This is a genomic window from Phytoactinopolyspora limicola (genome assembly GCF_011320225.1).
In the GTDB taxonomy this organism is placed as follows: domain Bacteria; phylum Actinomycetota; class Actinomycetes; order Jiangellales; family Jiangellaceae; genus Phytoactinopolyspora; species Phytoactinopolyspora limicola.
Genome location: NZ_JAAOEN010000013.1, coordinates 24,672 through 41,515 on the forward strand (window position 1 = coordinate 24,672; position 16,844 = coordinate 41,515).

A 16,844-nucleotide genomic window follows, 5' to 3' on the forward strand; every position below is an offset into this window, starting at 1 on the left:
TGGGCCCATCGAGCGAGGACTCACCGCACCAAGCCGGCCGCTTCCCAACATGACAAACGTCCAACGACCCCACACACCCGCTGAAATCCGAAGAGCTGCTATTCGCAACGTCAGACCAGGACGCGCGTGCCGTGCAGTGCCGCCCGGTCAGGTGGTCACGATGCGCCGACGCCGCACCATGGTCCCGCCAGCCAGGCCCAGCGCGGCCACACCAGCCAACGCGGCCACCGCGGGCGCCACGATCGGAATGTCGTCAGGATCAACCACGATCACCGTCACCACGGCCGTGTACGTCTCACCATCGATGCTCACCGAATACTCGAAGGTGTCCTCACCCGTAAACCCGGCATCCGGGGTATACGTGATCGTGCCGTCCTGGTTCACGACCACCGAACCGTTTGACGGACCCGAGAAGATCTCCGGCATCTCATCGGCCACACTGGCATCATCGTTGTCCAGCACCGCGATGGTCACCGGGGTGTCCATCTCAGTCGCCGCCTCGTCATCAACCAGCAGGTTCTCCGCACAATCCGCCGCGGTCACCGTGATCTGCCCGCTAGTGGCCAACGTGCCCGTCACCGACGACGTCAGCGCACCCTCATGCGAAGCCACCACATCGGGCGCTTCACACTCAAGCACCGGCGCCGTCAACGCAAACTCCACGAAACCCTGACCACGCGTGTAGTCATGCGTGTCCAACGATTCGACGGCGTTGTATACAGCGTACGGCGGCCAGTTAGACGTACCTGCTGCGCAATCCCAGTCAGTGTCGGGGGTATTGGACGCGTTGGTCGCCGCCGCATGCGGGTCACCATTACCGAGGTCGAGGACCGTCAAGTAATACCGTTGGTTCCCGGCGACGTACTGACACTGGTGGAAGTTGGTGTACCGGTTATCCAGCAGGTCCATCGCGAGCACGCCGCTCCAGTTCGGTGAATAGACCCAGCTGTTGGTGCCGCTACCGCATGAGACCACGCTCTCGGCGGTGTTCGATGCGTTCGTGGTCGACGAATACGCCCACGAGTACGGCACGAATGTTGCATACCAGCGACCACTGTTCACGTACTGACACTGGTGGAGATTGAGGTAGCGGTTGCCCAAAATGTCGATCGGGGCGTACATGGCCTCATTGCTGACGGACCAGCTACCGGCTCCCGGCTTGCAGTCCAATGCCGACGCCGGTGTGTTGGAAGCGTTGGTCCCAGAGCCGTAGGTCGACGCGTCACCACGGCTAGCGATAGTGGTGAACCAGCCGCCGGTTCCGTTGGTGTACGCACATTGGTGGAGGTTGAGGTAGCGGACCTTGCCGACCGACATCAACCCCTCGGTTGCGCTGTTCGGCACCCCGTAGAACCCGGCGTTCGGTGCGATCGTCAGATCATCACCCGACCACACCGCCCCCTCATCCGACGGCGCATACTTCACCTCCCCCGACGGGCTCGTGGGGTCCGTCGTACCGGGGTTCAACCCGATCCGCGTCGACCCCGCCACCAGCTCAAACCCATCCGGCACACTACTGGTCAACGACGCACCATCGATATTCGACGACGTGTCGTTGTCGTAATACAACCGAGCCAGCACCTCACTACCCGAGGCCACCACCGGATCCGTCGTCCACGACGCACCACCGTCAACCGAATACACCAGATCACTACTCGGAGCGGCCGAAGCGGTCAACGTTGCCCCCGCCCCGGCAACAGCAACCGTGAGCACTACCGCCCCGGCCGTGTGGATGATTCTTCGCACGTGCCCTCCTCTAGTGGTTAGGATCCGCGCCACCTAGACGCAGCCTTCACCCGTCCACTAGAACGAGAGCACAGCAACTAGCACGCCGAGCTTCGCCTGATGATGCGGAAGAAGGAGCTGACGTTGGTCACTGCCACGACAGGTAGCGGCGACGATCCGGCCGACGCCGACGACCCACCCGGCGACCTCGGTGGAGAGACGGTCTGCTGGCTGCCGCGGGTCTGCGACGAGTGCGGCCGCCTGTCGGACAGTGAACCGCCGACGGTCTGCACGAACTGCGGGGCAGCTATCCCCGTCGCATGATTACTACAGCCAGGTCGCGTCGGCCACATCGCCCCAAACGCGCGGTACCGATTTCGCCCAAATTCCGTACTTACGTGAACGGTGCAAATCACCCGGCACGGTCGTCCTTGCTGGTCATAGGGCGACAGCATGAGCCAGGTGGCGTACTCTACGAGCGAGCAACGGCACACTCCGCTGTCATGCTCACGGGGGGCTCCGAGACGCCGGCATGGCATCACAAGGAGTCAGCATGGTTGATCGCATGGTGCAGTACGCCGTCGATACGCCGTGGCTTGGCCGCGCACGTGACGAGCGCTCCATTGCCCTATGGGCGAGATCGGTTGATGTAGATCCGCTCATCGTCACTGGTCCGAGCGGCATGGGGAAGACGACGACCATTGTGCGGGCGCTGCGCAGCGTACAGCGACACGTCGCCGCGATACGCATTGGATGGACCAAGAGCCGATGGCCCTACGCACACGGGGTAAGTAGCGCCGAGAATCTCGATCTGAGCTGCCACAGCGCTGCAGGGCAACAGTCCGAGGGCGGCCCGTCCGCCCTGCTGCCCGGGCTCGACATCAGCACCCTGCTACAGCAGCTCACCGAACGGGTCCACGACACCAGGTCACCCGACGTCGCCAGGGTGCTCTTCATCGACGACGTCAAACGTCTCGACGACGACGAATCTTTTGCCGCCCTATACGAACTCGAAGACACCATCCGGCCGCGCAACTGGAGAGTTGTCGTCGGAGCACGAGTTGGGCCGGCCAAAGCGCCCGACGGCCTTCTCGTCCGACACCTGGACCCGCTGGATGTCGACGAGTTATACGTTGTCCTCCAGGATGCGCTTCCAGTCACCATCGCCGGTGACGTGATGGAACGGTTGCATTGGTGGAGCGCAGGGAATCCCCAGATCGCCTTGGAACTGGCCGAGAACCTCACCCGCGACGAGCTGATGGGGGCCGTCCCATGGGTTGGCCCGGGCCAAGCAGGCGCGGCTGCCAAACGCGTCTACGGCGACGTCGTGGCAGCTCTTGACGAGGCGACCTGCGAAACACTCGCCGGCGCACTGGCCAATCCGCTCTTGGCGGCATCCCCTGGCATGGTGGTGCCGGCCGAAGCACCGGGCCTGTGCGCCCTGGTCGACGCCGAACTCGTCGCCGGCAGCCACACTGTCTGGACCGTCACCCACCCAATGACGACGGTGCTCGCCGGAGAACGGCTACGGCGCAATGGCAACACGATGGCGACCGCCCAGCCGGGGCCCCCCAGTCCGGACCTCCCGACCGTGTTGACGGATCTGAACGCATATCTCGCCGAGCCCATCACCCCTCCACCTGGTATCGCGCCTCAGCTTCGAGCAGCGACGTTCGCCCTGGCGTTGATGTCCGGCCAAACTGCGGGCCTCGACCTCAGCGGCATCCAACCGCACACGGCCACCGAGCGGTTCGACGACAACTCCGATCCCGGTGACGGATCAACACCGTCCTGGTGGGACCACGTGTGGTGGCTCGAACCCGAGCAGATCGATCCACATCTCAGAGCCGCTGGGCGCCGGGTCGCCGCAGCCATACTGCGGGCGGAACGGGGCCACGCCATGGAATGCCGCGTCACTCTGGCGACCGATCTCACTAGCATATCGGCTGCTCCCTTTCCGGCGCCTCATGCCGCCTTCCTCCTGGTGAGGGGTTTTCTTGTGGCTGAAGATCTGGCCGGCGCCCACTCAGTGCTCACCAGATTCCCCACCTCCCGCAGCACCGACACCCGGATGGCGATCAGCTGGATCGGTGATCAGGCGCGTACCGGTGCCCGTCGGCCACCCACCATTGCCGACCGCATCAGCGTGGAACTCGCCTCCGCCATGGTCGCTGCCGTCGAGGGCTACTACCGGCGGGTGCGCGATCACATCGACCGCATCGAACGGCTCCGGCAGGTGTGCGCTCGCTGGCCCGCCGTGTGTGGCCTGCGGGTTCTGTCCAACGCAGCCTTGGACGGCGCAACTCCACCAGTCAGCTTGCCCGACGAGACATTCGGTGGTTCACCCCGCGCGCTCGGCGAACACGCTCTCGACCTAGCCATTGGGCATTTCCTGCTGGGGTACCTCGAGACTGCGGCGTCACTGTTCTCAATCGGGCTTGAGCACTGCCCCTGGCCCTATCAAGGCCGCCTGGAAATGTGCACGGCCGCATTCGAGTCGCTTCTCTCCGCCACATCTCTCGGCGCCCGCGACGATCGCGTTTATCACCGAGTGCGCGCAATGCTGACCACGGCTACCGACGACGTCCGCACGGCAGACAGCCACTTCGCGCCGGAAGCGCTCGCCAAGGCACTGCTAGCCGTAGCGCCCGTTGAGGACAGTCTCCACGACGCCGACCCAGTGGCCGAATACGAGGCCGCGTTGCTCTCCGCGGTGACACATGGATCGATCAAACATCGAATCATGGCAGGGATGTCTTACGGACGTTTTCTGAAGCGACGCGGGGAACAGGCGAGTGCCGATTCTCTGTTGGACGAGGCTGCCACTATGGCTCGATTCGCGAGCATGGAAGGTTGGGCGCTCGGTATCACCTCGTGTCGAAGCGATCAGCAAGGCACCGTGCGAGAACCCGCTTGGGACCGACTCGACCACACCGCACGGACACTCGTCCAGATGGCCATTCACGGCTCGACGAACGCGGAGATAGCCAAGGCCGTGTTCGTGTCGGAACGAACAGTGGTCAACCGGTTGCGGCACATCTACGCCGAATTAGGGGTCGATGGCCGCCGCGAACTGATCGAACTCGTCGCCAAGTTCCGGCCGCCCTGGCTGACATCGGACAAGAACCCGTGAGAGGCGGCGCGACACGCTAGTCCTCCAGCTCATCCCATTCATCCCACTCATCAGGCTGGCCATTAACATCACGACGCCACTCGGGAATGTCTGGTCGTTGCGCGGTGAGGTCACGTGGCGTGAGCGAAAAACCCTGCCAATGCATCCCCATGGGTGATTGATCCTCATCGCGAACGACGTGGTGAAACCCAACCGCTACCCAGGACACGACGTCGTCCAACCTTTCGTCAGCACTGTCGGCGACGTAGTCGAGGACGCCGGCTCCACATGCTCCTCGGTTGGCGGTGGCAAAGACTTCACACTCGTCGTGGTTGGTAAATGCCACGTCGTACCCACCATCTTCGCCATGCCGGTGCTCGTCGTGCACGAACGTAAACGAGTCCGTCGCCTCGACGTTGATCTGATAGGAGATGGGATGTTCGTCGTCGTTGAGCACCCGTGGGGCCAGCACCCGCCACCATCGACGATCAACCCAGCGGGCCGTTGTCGGACGCTCCAACGCCGTCAGTTCGCCGCGCACAATTGGCGACTCCGGTCCCATCTCACCCGTGGGTTCGGCATCAAACTGTTCGACGGCTTGCCCGCCACGCCCCCCTAGTGCCCAGTGCACTCGCCACACCGCGTTGTGTGAATGACTGGCCGCGTGGTGGGAATCACCGTGGCCGATAGCCCAGCCGTGCTCCTCATCCGTGTAGTCGACCGGTGATACGTCACCAGTGGCTCCAAGCGATGGACGGATCGATCCATCCGCTCCGAACGTGTACTCGTTGACATATTCGTACCAGCCAACCTTGGAGATGGCCGACAACTGCCAGCTGGTCTGCCGAGCCACGGTCAGCCGGCCACCGTCGCGCGACCGATAGGCAAGGCCCGAGTCCTTCACCTCGGAGCAGAGCACCTCCCGCATGGGCGTCTCACCGAAGGACCCGTCCCCGATGTCGGGTACGGGGTAGGCGATCCGCTCCCCCAGACATTCGGTCTCGGTTAACGTGTGCATCCGGCGCCCACCGAACCCAGCGCTCGTGATGTCGGATGTCAGCCGGTCACCAGAGTCATAAGGGACCTCCAGCTGGGCAAGCGACAGCGATGCCATGATGCTGATCGGCTCATGTTCCACTGGCGCGAAGTGCACGTCGGTGAAGATCAAGCCGCGTTTCGGGTCCACCTGCCAGCACATCGACCACGTTGCGCCGCTCGACAATGTCTGCGCGATTGGTTCACCATCGACGCAGTCCAAATGCGCCATCGCCGACGGATCTACGGGAGCGCCGGGGCCGGGCACGACATCTCCCCCAGCAGTCGGGTGAGTGCTAGCCTCATGCGATGGGCCGGGCTCGGTGCATGCAGTGATTCCGAGCACGACGGCTGAGGCGATCAGCAGCCCGACCCGCGGACGGTTGACCGGCGGGTACCGGCGGCCACAGTTGAGCACGTGAGACCTCCCATGTGGCTGAAGCCCTGGACGGTGACGGTCTAGCTCGAGCTAGACAATGACCGGAACGTAGGCCGTTCGATCAAATGCGCGGCTGCGGAGAACGCAGTGAGGAGCAGGAGCAAGGTCTGAGGCAGCCCCCGCCGAAGCGGGGACTGCCTCATGGTTTTCCCTAGGGTAGGGATTGAGGGACAGCGTCAGCTGACTTCTTCTCTACGGCGGTTCCGTGTCAGAAGAGCGCCACCGGCGAGCAGGAGCATGGCAACCAGGGAGAGCGCTGCCACGTCACCACCTGTGTCCGGCAACTTCGGCTCATCCGGACCCGGCTTCTTGCCGTCGGCATCCGCGTCGGCATCCGCATCGGCGTCGGCATCCGCGTCAGCGTCAGCGTCGGCGTCGGCATCCGCGTCCACGTCAGCATCAACATCCGCATCCACGTCAGCATCAACATCCGCATCCACGTCAGCATCAACATCCGCATCCACGTCAGCATCAACATCCGCATCCACGTCAGCATCAACATCCGCATCCACGTCAGCATCAACATCCGCATCCACGTCAGCATCAACATCCGCATCCACGTCAGCATCAACGTCTACGTCCTCGTCCTGCAGGATGTTGACGCCAACCTCGGACCACGCGACCGTGAGCTCGGCGATGCTGTCGGCTGCCGGCAGCAGCTCCACCTTGAAGGCGGCAACCCCGAAGGGCCCGTCCGAGATGAGGCTCATGGGCTGGAAGTCGACCGCCGGGACACTACGCAGCAAGTCGGCCGACACGCTGTTCATCGGCTGGTCGGGCTGGTAGTTCAGCGTGATCAGAAGCAGTTCCGCGAGCAGTTCACCGATCGGCGTGAGCAGGTCGGTGAGGTCATCGACCAGGTCGGCCGCGGTCTCGCCAAGAGTGGTGATGAGGCCGCTACCGGTGTCGAGGACCAGATTGCCGATTGCCGGCAACAACTCCTCAAGGGCGGTGACCGCCAGACCACACGCCGGTTCGGCGAGTAGGCCACTGCAGTTCTCCTCGATGACCGCGTCACCCAAGACGTACTCAGCGACGGTGCCACTCGTGACGATGTCGATGACGTTGCCCAGGATGCTTGCGTTGAGCGAGATGTCGATCTGGACCGCTTCGAGCGCCTCCATGAGCACGTCGGCGAGGTCGGACACCCAGCCGTCGAAGAGGTTGCCAAGGTTGTCGGCCAGGCCGTCGATCACCGCGTTGCTCAGCAGCGGCGTGTTCGGCGGCTGCCCGTTCAAGCCACCCTCGAGCAGCTCGTTCAGGTCGATGGTCAAAGTGCCGGCGAGCAGGTCGAGTTCGACGCCGGTCCCTTCACCCAGAGGAGTACTCAGGAAATTATCGATGGCCTCTTGGAACGCGGTCTCGACCGACACACTCACGTCGACGGTCACGCCCGGCACGGCGTTGAGCAGGCCCAGTACGTCGCCGAGAAGGCCGGAGATGGCACCGTCGGAGCCCGCGAGCCCGTTGATGGCCTCGTCCAGCGGGCCAGCCAGATCACGGATCGCGTCCGCAAGCTCACCAACTGCTGGGATGGTCAGGATCAGCTTTCCGCCGGCGATCTCGTAGTCGCGGCTGAGCTCGAACTCACCCTCGGTGGTCTCGGGGGCGACAAGGTGCGCCTCGGACGAGATGGCACCGAGTTCAAGTTCGATGTCCGCGATGAGGTCGGTCAGCGCCTCACCGAGCAGGTCGGTCAGGTCGAAGTTGGCGTGCCCCGGGAAACCGGCGTCGACGCCGGTACCGACGCCGCCGTTGTCGGCTACCGCACCGGTGGCGGCGTGAGAGGTCGCCTTTGGCTCGGCCGCGGCCCATTGGTTGACCGCGCCGAGCTCGATGACCTCGCTCAGCGGAAGCTGGAGGCCGTTCGGAAGAGTGACGTTGATGGATTCGAGGATCGTCACGTCGACGGGGTTCGCGTCGAAGACCGTCTCGTCGAGACCGTCATTGATCGCTTCGACGCCGGCCAGCTCAACAAAGGTGTCGAGGTCGACGTCGAGGATCTCACCCGAAAGGAACCGCGCGGCACCGCGCGAGAAATCCCCTTCTTGGGCGACCGCTGGCGCCAGTGTGGTGCCAACGGCAAAAACGGGGGCGATGGCGCCGGCGACCAGTGTCCTGGTCAGCCGCTGCCTTCGCCGCGCCTTTACTACTGCCATGTGTTCTCCCCTAGGGTCTGCACATCTCTCCGCCGTGTGACGGGCGGAGAGTTTATTGACGAAATCCGAGGCCCGACAGTACCGGCTTTCGACACCCCCACGGGCTGCAAACAGAGGATTTGACGCAGGGGCATGTACGCAGATAACACGGCTTCGCGACTATTCGACTATTAAGGCCAGACAGGCCATTAAGTAACCAAATCCGGCATTGAAATGGGCACTAAAGTAGGGCATAGACGGATAAATTACCCCGGCGTGCCGCCTGGCCAACTATGACGCCGCCCAGCAACCGTTACCGATTCTTTATCGGCTACTTTTGCGTGCCGCACCCATGTCGACCGAGATCCAGAATCAAATGTCCGAATTCTCGGGATAAGATCCAAAAAAGATGATCATTACTTCTTCGATACTTGATCATGCTTGAGCTTGTCATGATCTTTCTCGTCACACCCTCCGACACTCGCTGACTCGTCTCGCAGACCGCGGTCTCAAGACGCGTGCGGGGACGCCCCCCGCCACCACGCGCCGAGGGATAGCTCCACGCACTACAGCATGCGCGGCAATTACGGTCCCCTCGCCCACAACCGACCCTCGGAGCACAGTTGTCTTGACCCCGAGCCAGCAGTCCGGCCCGATCCGCACCGGTGTCTTGACGATTCCTTGATCCTTGATGGGAGTGCCCAGATCGTCGGTTCGGTGGTCGAAGTCCGTCACGTAGACCCAGTCGGCGATCAATGTGCGCGCGCCGATCTCCACGTCTAGGTAGCAGTTCACTGTCGACTGACGGCCAATCACCGTCTTGTCGCCGATCCGCACAGTGCCCTCGTGGGCGCGCACCTGTGTCTCGTCGCCAATGTGTACCCAACGGCCCAGTACAACTCGGCCATATCCTGGCCGGCCGTAGATCTTGACTCGTCGGCCGAGGAAGACCATGCCTTCGGTGATCACCTCAGGGTGGAACAGTCGCAAACGCAAGAGCCGCAGATACCGAACGAGATAGCTCGGTGTCCACGCCCGACGACGTATCACCCAGCGAAGATTCGACCATGTCAGGTACCGGATCTGACGCGGATCACGCTTGCTGCGGAACACACCCACGACCGTAGCCGATGCAGCCCGGGCAGCGTAGCGGGTCCATGCCGGACGTCCGGCATGGACCCGCTGACGTACGCCGCGGGCATCGCCGCGGCCGGTTGGCCTCAGATTACGACATGGTCCATCCCAACGATGTCACCTTCCGCATCGACGTCAGCATCAACATCAGCGTCCACGTCCGCGTCCACGTCAGCATCAACATCAGCGTCCACGTCCACGTCAGCGTCCGCGTCCGCGTCCGCGTCCACGTCAGCATCAACATCAGCGTCCACGTCCGCGTCCACGTCAGCATCAACGTCCGCGTCCACGTCAGCATCAACATCCGCATCGACGTCCTCACCGGCGATGTTGGGGCCGACCTCCGAGCGGGCGAGCGTCACCGTACCCTCATCGATCGCAGGTAGTCCGATCTCCAGCGCCGCAACACTGTACGCCCCGTCCTCGGCAGTGTTCTGAAGGCCCAGCAGCGGAACCGACCGAATCAAGTGGATCACCGGCGCGACCTCAGGTACGCCGGCCTGGACGTTCAGGGTGATCGCGACGAGATCACCGATGGCGACACTGACCTCGACCAGGACGTCGGCCAATATCTCGACGGCTGTGCCAAGAACCTCACCAATGGTGGCGAGCACACCCTCATCACCAAAGACCAATTCGTCGAGAACACCGCCGACGGCGTCGACCACGGCGTTCGCCAGCTCCGCCAGGAGAGGCCCGACGATACCCACAACCAGGCCGGTGCTCTCGTCAGCGAACTCGGCATCTCCGCTGATGATCGCGTCGAGCGTAGCCGCGAGGCTCAGATCCAAGACGTCGGTGACAAGCAGGGCACTGACCTCGGCGAAGATGGTGATTTCCAGTTCGGCTGTACCGACGCCGGCCGCAATAGCTTCGGTCACCTCGTCGACGACGCTGTCCAGGAGATCGGTCACGCTGTTGGTTAGTTGCTCGATACCCTCCGCCCCGAGCAACTCGGTGTTGGGCGCCTGACCGCTGAGCCCTCCTTCGAGCAGGACGTCGAGATCGACGACGAGCACCCCATCGGCGAGATGCAGCTCGACCCCAGTACCGATGCCGAGGGGTGTACCCAGAATCTCGTCAGTGAGCGCCTCAAGATCGACGTCGAGAATGACGGCGATGTCGGGCCCGGAAACCCGCACACCGGGCACCGCTTCGAGCGCATCGATGAGTGTGTCGAGCGCGTCAAGATTATCGAGGAGCCCAGCGATCTGGGCTTCCAAGTCGTCGAGGACGTCGCCGACGGTGCCAATGACCTCGTCGATCTGCGCAGCGAGATCTGTGATGGCGGGCACCTCGACACTCAGCTGGCCACCGGCGATCTCGTAGTCTCCGTTGAACTCGGCCGCGCCGGACCCGTCGGAGAGGCTGACAAGGTGTGCCTCGGAGGAGATGGCGCCGAGTTCGAGTTCGATATCGGCGATCACGTCGGGAAGCACCTCGGCCACGACGGCGCCGAGATCGACTCGAAGGTCGCCGGGGTAACCGGCGTCTACTCCGGACCCAACACCTTCGCCGTCGGCGACGGCTCCGGCTCCGGCGCGCGAGGTTCCCGCGGTGTCCGCCGTGGCCCACTGGTTGACCGCACCGAGTTCAGCGACGTCTGACAGCGGCAGTTCGACGCCACCGACATCCACCAGGAGGTCAGCCAGGATGGATAGGTCGAGCGGGCTGGCATCGGTGAGCGGCTCTGCCTGACCGAGGTTCTCCACCACAACACCAGAAAGCTCGTCGACGGCGTCCAGGTCGAGATCCAGAATCTCACCGGAAAGGAATACCGCCGCCGCCCTGGATTCCGCGTCCTCGGTGGCCGCAGCCGGCGCCAGGGCGACTCCGACCGCGACCACCGGCCCCATCACCGCGGCGACCGCTCCACGAACAGTCCGGGTTCTCAGAGATTTCGTTTCTGCCATGACGTCCTCTCCTCGACATTTGCACATCCGGCGAAAATGACAAGCCAAATGCACCATGACTGACTGATTGACTATGAATTTATCTATCAGTCATGAGTCGGGCAACGAGAACCCCCCAATTCACGCCAGTCCAGCATCAACGGGGCCGAATGCCGGTGACCGAGACGTTGTAGAACAGACCAGACGGAACCACCCGCGCTAGGAGCCGGTCCACGGCGGAGAGTTGCTGCCAGCCCCGGTAGGCGAACATGGCCCAACGCCACCCCAGCCGATCCGGGTTGACGGCGTGTTCGAAGGTGCGGACCGGCCAGCCGAACCACGCCGCCGTCAGCTCCTCCGTCACGGTATGGACCTCGGCCGCACCGGCTCGCCGGACGGTTGAGGCCAGCTCATTGGGTTGGAAGGTGTGTAGGTCGACGACGGACTCCAGGGCGGCGGCTCGCGACGATTCGTCAAGCTCGGCCGGAGACCGCGCCCACCGACTAGCCAGCCCGGGCGCACGGGTCGCCCGGGTGGCCACCCACCAAGTGGCCCGGGAGAGCGTCCGTGCGATCCGGTCGCCGTACGTGGTCGGCTCGCCGCAGATCACCAACCTCCCGCCCGGGCGTAAGACACGGACCATCTCTCGGAACGCCTGCTCGACGTCGGGCAGATGATGGATGACCGCGTGCCCCACCACGAGGTCGAAGGTAGCGTCGTCGTACGGCAGCCCCTCCGCGTCGGCTACAACACCCGCGACGTCGAAGCCAAGCCGCGCCGCGTTGCGGCCGGCCTCGGCCACCATGCCGGACGAGATATCGGTGAGGTGTATCTCTTGGAGCACCCCGGCCTGGCGCAGGTTCAGGGAGAAGAAGCCCGTCCCGGCACCAATCTCCAGCGCGCGGGCATACGGCCAGCCCGCACGGCCGGCGACGGCGATGAACCGGTCTCGTGCGTAGGTGATGCATCGCTCGTCGAAGGAGATGGACCACTTGTGGTCATAGGTGCCGGACTCCCAGTCGTGGTACAGAACCTGAGCGAGTTTGGTGTCGTGCCACGCACGCTCGACCTCATCGGCCGAAGCCTCGCTCGCCGCCATGTCCGCCTCCGTCACCACCAGCAATACACATCAGTGTCGTCCGTGGAAGTGTAAAGGTGACGGCCACCTGACGAATCCGGGCGGCGGGCCGGGGTGTCACCGACGTGGGATGCTGTCAGCCGGAGCTGGCACAATGCACCGGTGGCAGATGCGAGCAGGCCGGCAGAGACGCCCCGCCCCCAACAGACCGTGCCCTGGCCGGGGCACTGGTCACCACTCGGGGCCACCTACTCCGACGGCGCCACCAATGTCGCCCTGTGGGCGCCGGACGCCGAGCAGGTCGAGATCTGCTTCTTCGACGATGCCGACACCGAGACCAGAGTCCCCCTGCTGAACCGCACCTTCGACGTCTGGCACGGCCGTTTTCCCGGTGTGCATCCTGGGCAGCGCTACGGGTATCGCGTCCATGGTCCGTGGGATCCCGCACAGGGTTTGCGCTTCAACCCAGCCAAACTGCTGGTCGACCCGTACGCCCGCGCGATCGACGGGGAGTTCGCCGAAGGCGGCAACAACGCAGACCCGGCGCACCGCGACGACCACGACTCCGCGCCGTACGTGCCGCGGTCGGTGGTGGTCGACGACGTCGGCTTCGACTGGGGCGACGACCACCCACCACAGGTTCCGTGGGAGAACACCGTCATCTACGAGCTGCACGTTCGCGGCTACACCATGCGTCACCCCGACGTCCCGGAAGACCTCCGCGGCACCTACGCGGGCCTAGCTCACCCGGCCGTGCTCGACCACCTGACAGGGCTGGGCATCACCTCGGTCGAGTTGCTGCCTGTCCACCATTTCGTCAGTGAACCTCACCTGTTGCGGCAGGGCAGCGCCAACTACTGGGGATACAACACGTTGGGCTTCTTCGCGCCGCATGCCGGCTACAGCTCGACGGGTACCAGTGGTGAGCAGGTCACCGAGTTCAAGACGATGGTCAAAGCGCTGCACGCCGCGGGCCTCGAGGTGATTCTCGACGTCGTGTACAACCACACCGCCGAGCAGGGCGCCGGTGGCCCGACACTCTGTTTCCGCGGCATCGACAACCGCGCCTACTACCGGCTCGATCCGGACGACCCAGGGCGCTACAGCGACTACACCGGTACGGGCAACACCTTCAACGTCAGCCACCCACACTCGTTGCGGCTGGTCATGGACTCGCTGCGGTATTGGGTCACCGAGATGCACGTCGACGGCTTCCGGTTCGATCTCGCCTCGGCCCTGGCCCGTTCCATGCACGACGTCGACATGTTGAGCTCATTCATGACCGTCATCGAGCAGGATCCCGTCCTGCGGGAGGTCAAACTGATCGCCGAGCCATGGGATGTCGGCCCAGGCGGCTACCAGGTGGGTGAGTTCCCACACTTGTGGACGGAGTGGAACGACCGGTTCCGCAACACGGTGCGCGACCACTGGAGGGGTATGGCCGGCGGGGTTCACGATCTCGCGTTCCGGCTGTCGGGCTCCTCCGATCTCTACGCCGACGACGGCCGGCGCCCGTATGCGTCCATCAACTTCGTCACCGCACACGACGGCTTCACGCTGCGCGACCTGGTGTCGTACAACAACAAACACAACGACGCCAACGGCGAGGAGAACCGCGACGGCACCGACGACAACCGGTCGTGGAACCACGGCGCCGAGGGCATCGAAGCCGACGCCGATCCAGACATCGCCCGACTGCGCCACCGCCAGTTACGTAATCTCATGACCACCCTCTTGTTGTCCACCGGTGTACCGATGATCACCGCCGGCGACGAGATGGGCCGCACCCAGCACGGCAACAACAACGCCTATTGCCTCGACAACGAGACCACCTGGGTCGACTGGTCGCTACGCGAAGAGTTCACGGAACTATCCGACCTGGTCCGCCAGCTTCTTGCCCTGCGGGCGAAGCATCCGGTGTTCCGGCAGCGGCGATTCTTCGAGGGGCGTCCGATCGTGTCGGGTGGGCGCAAAGACGTGGCGTGGTTCTCACCGTCGGGGCACGAGATGGGCGAAGCCGACTGGCACGACACCCACCGTCGCACGATTGGCATGTTCCTCAGCGGCGACGGCATCCGCTCCCGTGGCCACCACGGCGAACGGATCGTCGACGACTCGTTCCTGCTGTGGTTACACGCCGGTGCCGACGACATCCAGGTCACCTTGCCTGGGCGGCCCTGGGCACGACGCTACGACGTGACGATCGACACCGCTGAACCAGCGGCCGCGGCTCAGCATCCGGCCGGCGCGACCGTGGTGTTACGTGGGCGCAGCTGTCTTCTGCTCCGGGCCTCCGATGACGCGAGCTAGCCTGTCCTAGGCGGCGCGGGGTTGGGCGCCGACCCGGCGTCCTGGAGCAGGCGGGGGGCGTGATTGGTAGCGGTGTCCGGTGGGGGTGGTGGTTTCCACGATGTGCCGGAACGGGTCGACGAGCCGGATAGTCCATCCCGGCTGTTGTTTGACGTAATTACCACGGGCGCAGGTCCCACGCCCATTACCCGGCCTGGTCACCCCATCATGGGTGTAGGGATGGATGTGGTCGAAGTGCCGGATGGGTGCGTCGCAGTAGGGGTCGCGGCAGGTGCCGCCGTCGCGGTAGGTGAGCAGCCGGGCTAGGGTGCCGTCGAACCGGCGCCGTTTGGGGTCGCAGTCGGCGATGATCCCGGTGGCCGGGTCGGTGAACAACCGTCGTAGGAAGACCCGGGCCCGCCCCACGTCATCGCTGTGGCGGTTCCCCGGCGCGGCGGGTGATGTCTCGGGCGGTGTCGGCGGGGATGGGTCCGTACCCGAGCAGATCGGCCGCCGCACCATCACCGCCGAGCAGTGAGGTGTCGGTCATGACCAGCCCGATCTCGGCGGATACCGTGTCGGCGGTGGCTTGTCCGGTGAGGCGTTCGACGAGGGTGTCGGCCATGATCTGAGCCCGCGTGCGGGAATCACCACCGGCGGCGATCACCCCGTCAGCGTGGCGGCGCAACGCCGCATACGCCGCGACCCCTTGTTCGCAGGGCAGCAGTGCGGAGAACACGGTCATGGTGTCCGGCGCCGGGCGCACACTAACCCGCCGATCTTTCCGCGCCCGAGACGCCCGGGCCACCGCGGCGGCCGGGTCGGCTTCGATGGCGTAGCGCCGGGCCAACCGTTGAACCCGCTGCGGCCCGATCCCGGTGATCTCACCAGCCAGGCGGGCATCAACCTGACGCCGCTGCTCCGGGTCGAGATGGGAGGTCTCATTCACCACGAACGTCGCAGCGAACTCAGAGATCTCACCGGTGCGTAGCAGGGCGAAGGTGCCCGGGAGGTGACAGGCCAACGCCCGGGCCCGGCCCAGCTGACGCGCGGCGGCCGAGGGTGAGGTCTTCGTGGCCAGGCCGATCTGTTCCGGCACCCCACGGGTGGCGTGCCGTTCAGCGAATCCCATCCCACGCCGGGCCGCCCGCTGAGACTCGGCGAACTGGACCATCACCTCGTACTGCGCTGCCGCGGCGGCGGCTTTCAACCGCTCCAACCCAGCCAACACATCGATACGGGCGGCGTCGTCTTCAACGATGGTGGACAGTTCGGCCAGCCGGGACACCATCACCGCGACCTCACCAGCCACCGTGTCCCGGTCTTCCACTGCCGTGGGACCACCCATCGCCTGCTCGTTCATGTGTTCGATTTTACCGCCACGACAGCTGGAAACACAATCGGTCACGCAAGGTAGGCCTCACTTCGTCACGTTCGTGATCGACGCCCGTGGCCTCGCCGCCAAGGGCCACTGGTAGCTGTTGGCCAGGGGGAGTGACACCACGTAGCGTCCACAGGTCAAGGTGCTTAACTGATGTCGCGGTGACCCCTCATCGCCCTTAAGAGGTCCCGCGATCAGGGGCGCCGGATAGGGATCGGGGCGGGCGGCTGGATAGCGAGGCGGAGGAAGGAGGCTCGCTGGGTTTGTGCGTCGACTGACGAGCAACGTTGGTAGTGCCGATCAGCTGACATGCCCGGGCAACGCGAGCCCGGCGACTCCCTCTTCGCGGGGCCTCTAAGAAAATCCGCACGGGTTTTAGCGGATGCCGACGTAGAAACGGGATTGGTCGCTGCGGCGTAACCTCGGTAGTACTCGAACGGTACGTCGTCCGCATCCCAGCTGATCGACTCGATCCGGAGTGCGGGCATGCCGGGTGTCAGGTCGAGCAGCTCGGCCTCGCCCGGTGCCGGAATCACCGCCTGCAACCAGCGGTCCGCACCCCCGCCGTCGTCAGAGCGTTCGGCGAGTTCCATCGCTACCTCGCCGCGGCGCCGCGGGGCG

At 64.5% G+C, this 16,844-nt stretch carries 12 protein-coding genes; 3 read left to right on the plus strand and 9 right to left on the minus strand.

The window, feature by feature from the left end:
- Nucleotides 1-147: 147 nt before the first annotated feature.
- The gene (locus G8760_RS22925) at nt 148-1,746 is read right to left on the minus strand and encodes an Ig-like domain-containing protein (protein ID WP_166355168.1); all 1,599 of its coding nucleotides are present in this window, start codon (nt 1,744-1,746) and stop codon (nt 148-150) included.
- Between the two features lie 99 nt (nt 1,747-1,845).
- Between G8760_RS22925 and G8760_RS22930 the strand changes: the two genes are divergently transcribed.
- Both G8760_RS22930 and G8760_RS22935 read left to right on the plus strand, forming a co-directional pair.
- The gene (locus G8760_RS22930) at nt 1,846-2,049 is read left to right on the plus strand and encodes a hypothetical protein (protein WP_166355152.1); all 204 of its coding nucleotides are present in this window, start codon (nt 1,846-1,848) and stop codon (nt 2,047-2,049) included.
- A gap of 229 nt (nt 2,050-2,278) precedes the next feature.
- Entirely contained in the window at nt 2,279-4,858 is a 2,580-nt protein-coding gene (locus tag G8760_RS22935) for a LuxR family transcriptional regulator (RefSeq protein ID WP_166355169.1), read from the plus strand.
- Between the two features lie 16 nt (nt 4,859-4,874).
- On the opposite strand, the gene G8760_RS22940 is transcribed toward G8760_RS22935, so the two are convergent.
- The 5 genes from G8760_RS22940 to G8760_RS22960 all read right to left on the minus strand — a co-directional run bounded on the left by G8760_RS22940 (nt 4,875) and on the right by G8760_RS22960 (nt 12,574).
- Nucleotides 4,875-6,290 (minus strand): copper amine oxidase, encoded by a 1,416-nt coding sequence (locus G8760_RS22940; RefSeq protein ID WP_343074451.1) that lies wholly within the window; start codon nt 6,288-6,290, stop codon nt 4,875-4,877.
- Between the two features lie 197 nt (nt 6,291-6,487).
- Nucleotides 6,488-8,470 carry a choice-of-anchor G family protein gene (locus G8760_RS22945; RefSeq protein ID WP_166355170.1) on the minus strand — a complete coding sequence of 661 codons (1,983 nt, stop codon included), beginning with the start codon at nt 8,468-8,470 and terminating at the stop codon, nt 6,488-6,490.
- A gap of 444 nt (nt 8,471-8,914) precedes the next feature.
- Nucleotides 8,915-9,403 carry an acyltransferase gene (locus G8760_RS30970; protein ID WP_425502375.1) on the minus strand — a complete coding sequence of 163 codons (489 nt, stop codon included), beginning with the start codon at nt 9,401-9,403 and terminating at the stop codon, nt 8,915-8,917.
- A gap of 266 nt (nt 9,404-9,669) precedes the next feature.
- Nucleotides 9,670-11,496 (minus strand): choice-of-anchor G family protein, encoded by a 1,827-nt coding sequence (locus G8760_RS22955; RefSeq protein WP_166355172.1) that lies wholly within the window; start codon nt 11,494-11,496, stop codon nt 9,670-9,672.
- 136 nt (nt 11,497-11,632) lie between these two features.
- The gene (locus G8760_RS22960; protein ID WP_166355173.1) at nt 11,633-12,574 is read right to left on the minus strand and encodes a class I SAM-dependent methyltransferase; all 942 of its coding nucleotides are present in this window, start codon (nt 12,572-12,574) and stop codon (nt 11,633-11,635) included.
- A 141-nt stretch (nt 12,575-12,715) separates the two neighbouring features.
- On the opposite strand from G8760_RS22960, the gene glgX reads away from it, so the two are divergent.
- Nucleotides 12,716-14,863 (plus strand): glycogen debranching protein GlgX, encoded by a 2,148-nt coding sequence (glgX, locus tag G8760_RS22965; protein ID WP_246222660.1) that lies wholly within the window; start codon nt 12,716-12,718, stop codon nt 14,861-14,863.
- A 6-nt stretch (nt 14,864-14,869) separates the two neighbouring features.
- Here the strand turns inward: glgX and G8760_RS22970 are convergent, their stop codons facing one another.
- From G8760_RS22970 to G8760_RS22980, 3 genes are all read right to left on the minus strand, one after another.
- Entirely contained in the window at nt 14,870-15,268 is a 399-nt protein-coding gene (locus G8760_RS22970; protein ID WP_166355174.1) for a hypothetical protein, read from the minus strand.
- 1 nt (nt 15,269) lies between these two features.
- Nucleotides 15,270-16,205 carry a DUF222 domain-containing protein gene (locus G8760_RS22975; protein ID WP_166355175.1) on the minus strand — a complete coding sequence of 312 codons (936 nt, stop codon included), beginning with the start codon at nt 16,203-16,205 and terminating at the stop codon, nt 15,270-15,272.
- 212 nt (nt 16,206-16,417) lie between these two features.
- Nucleotides 16,418-16,816 carry a UTRA domain-containing protein gene (locus G8760_RS22980; RefSeq protein ID WP_166355176.1) on the minus strand — a complete coding sequence of 133 codons (399 nt, stop codon included), beginning with the start codon at nt 16,814-16,816 and terminating at the stop codon, nt 16,418-16,420.
- Between the last annotated feature and the right edge of the window lie 28 nt (nt 16,817-16,844).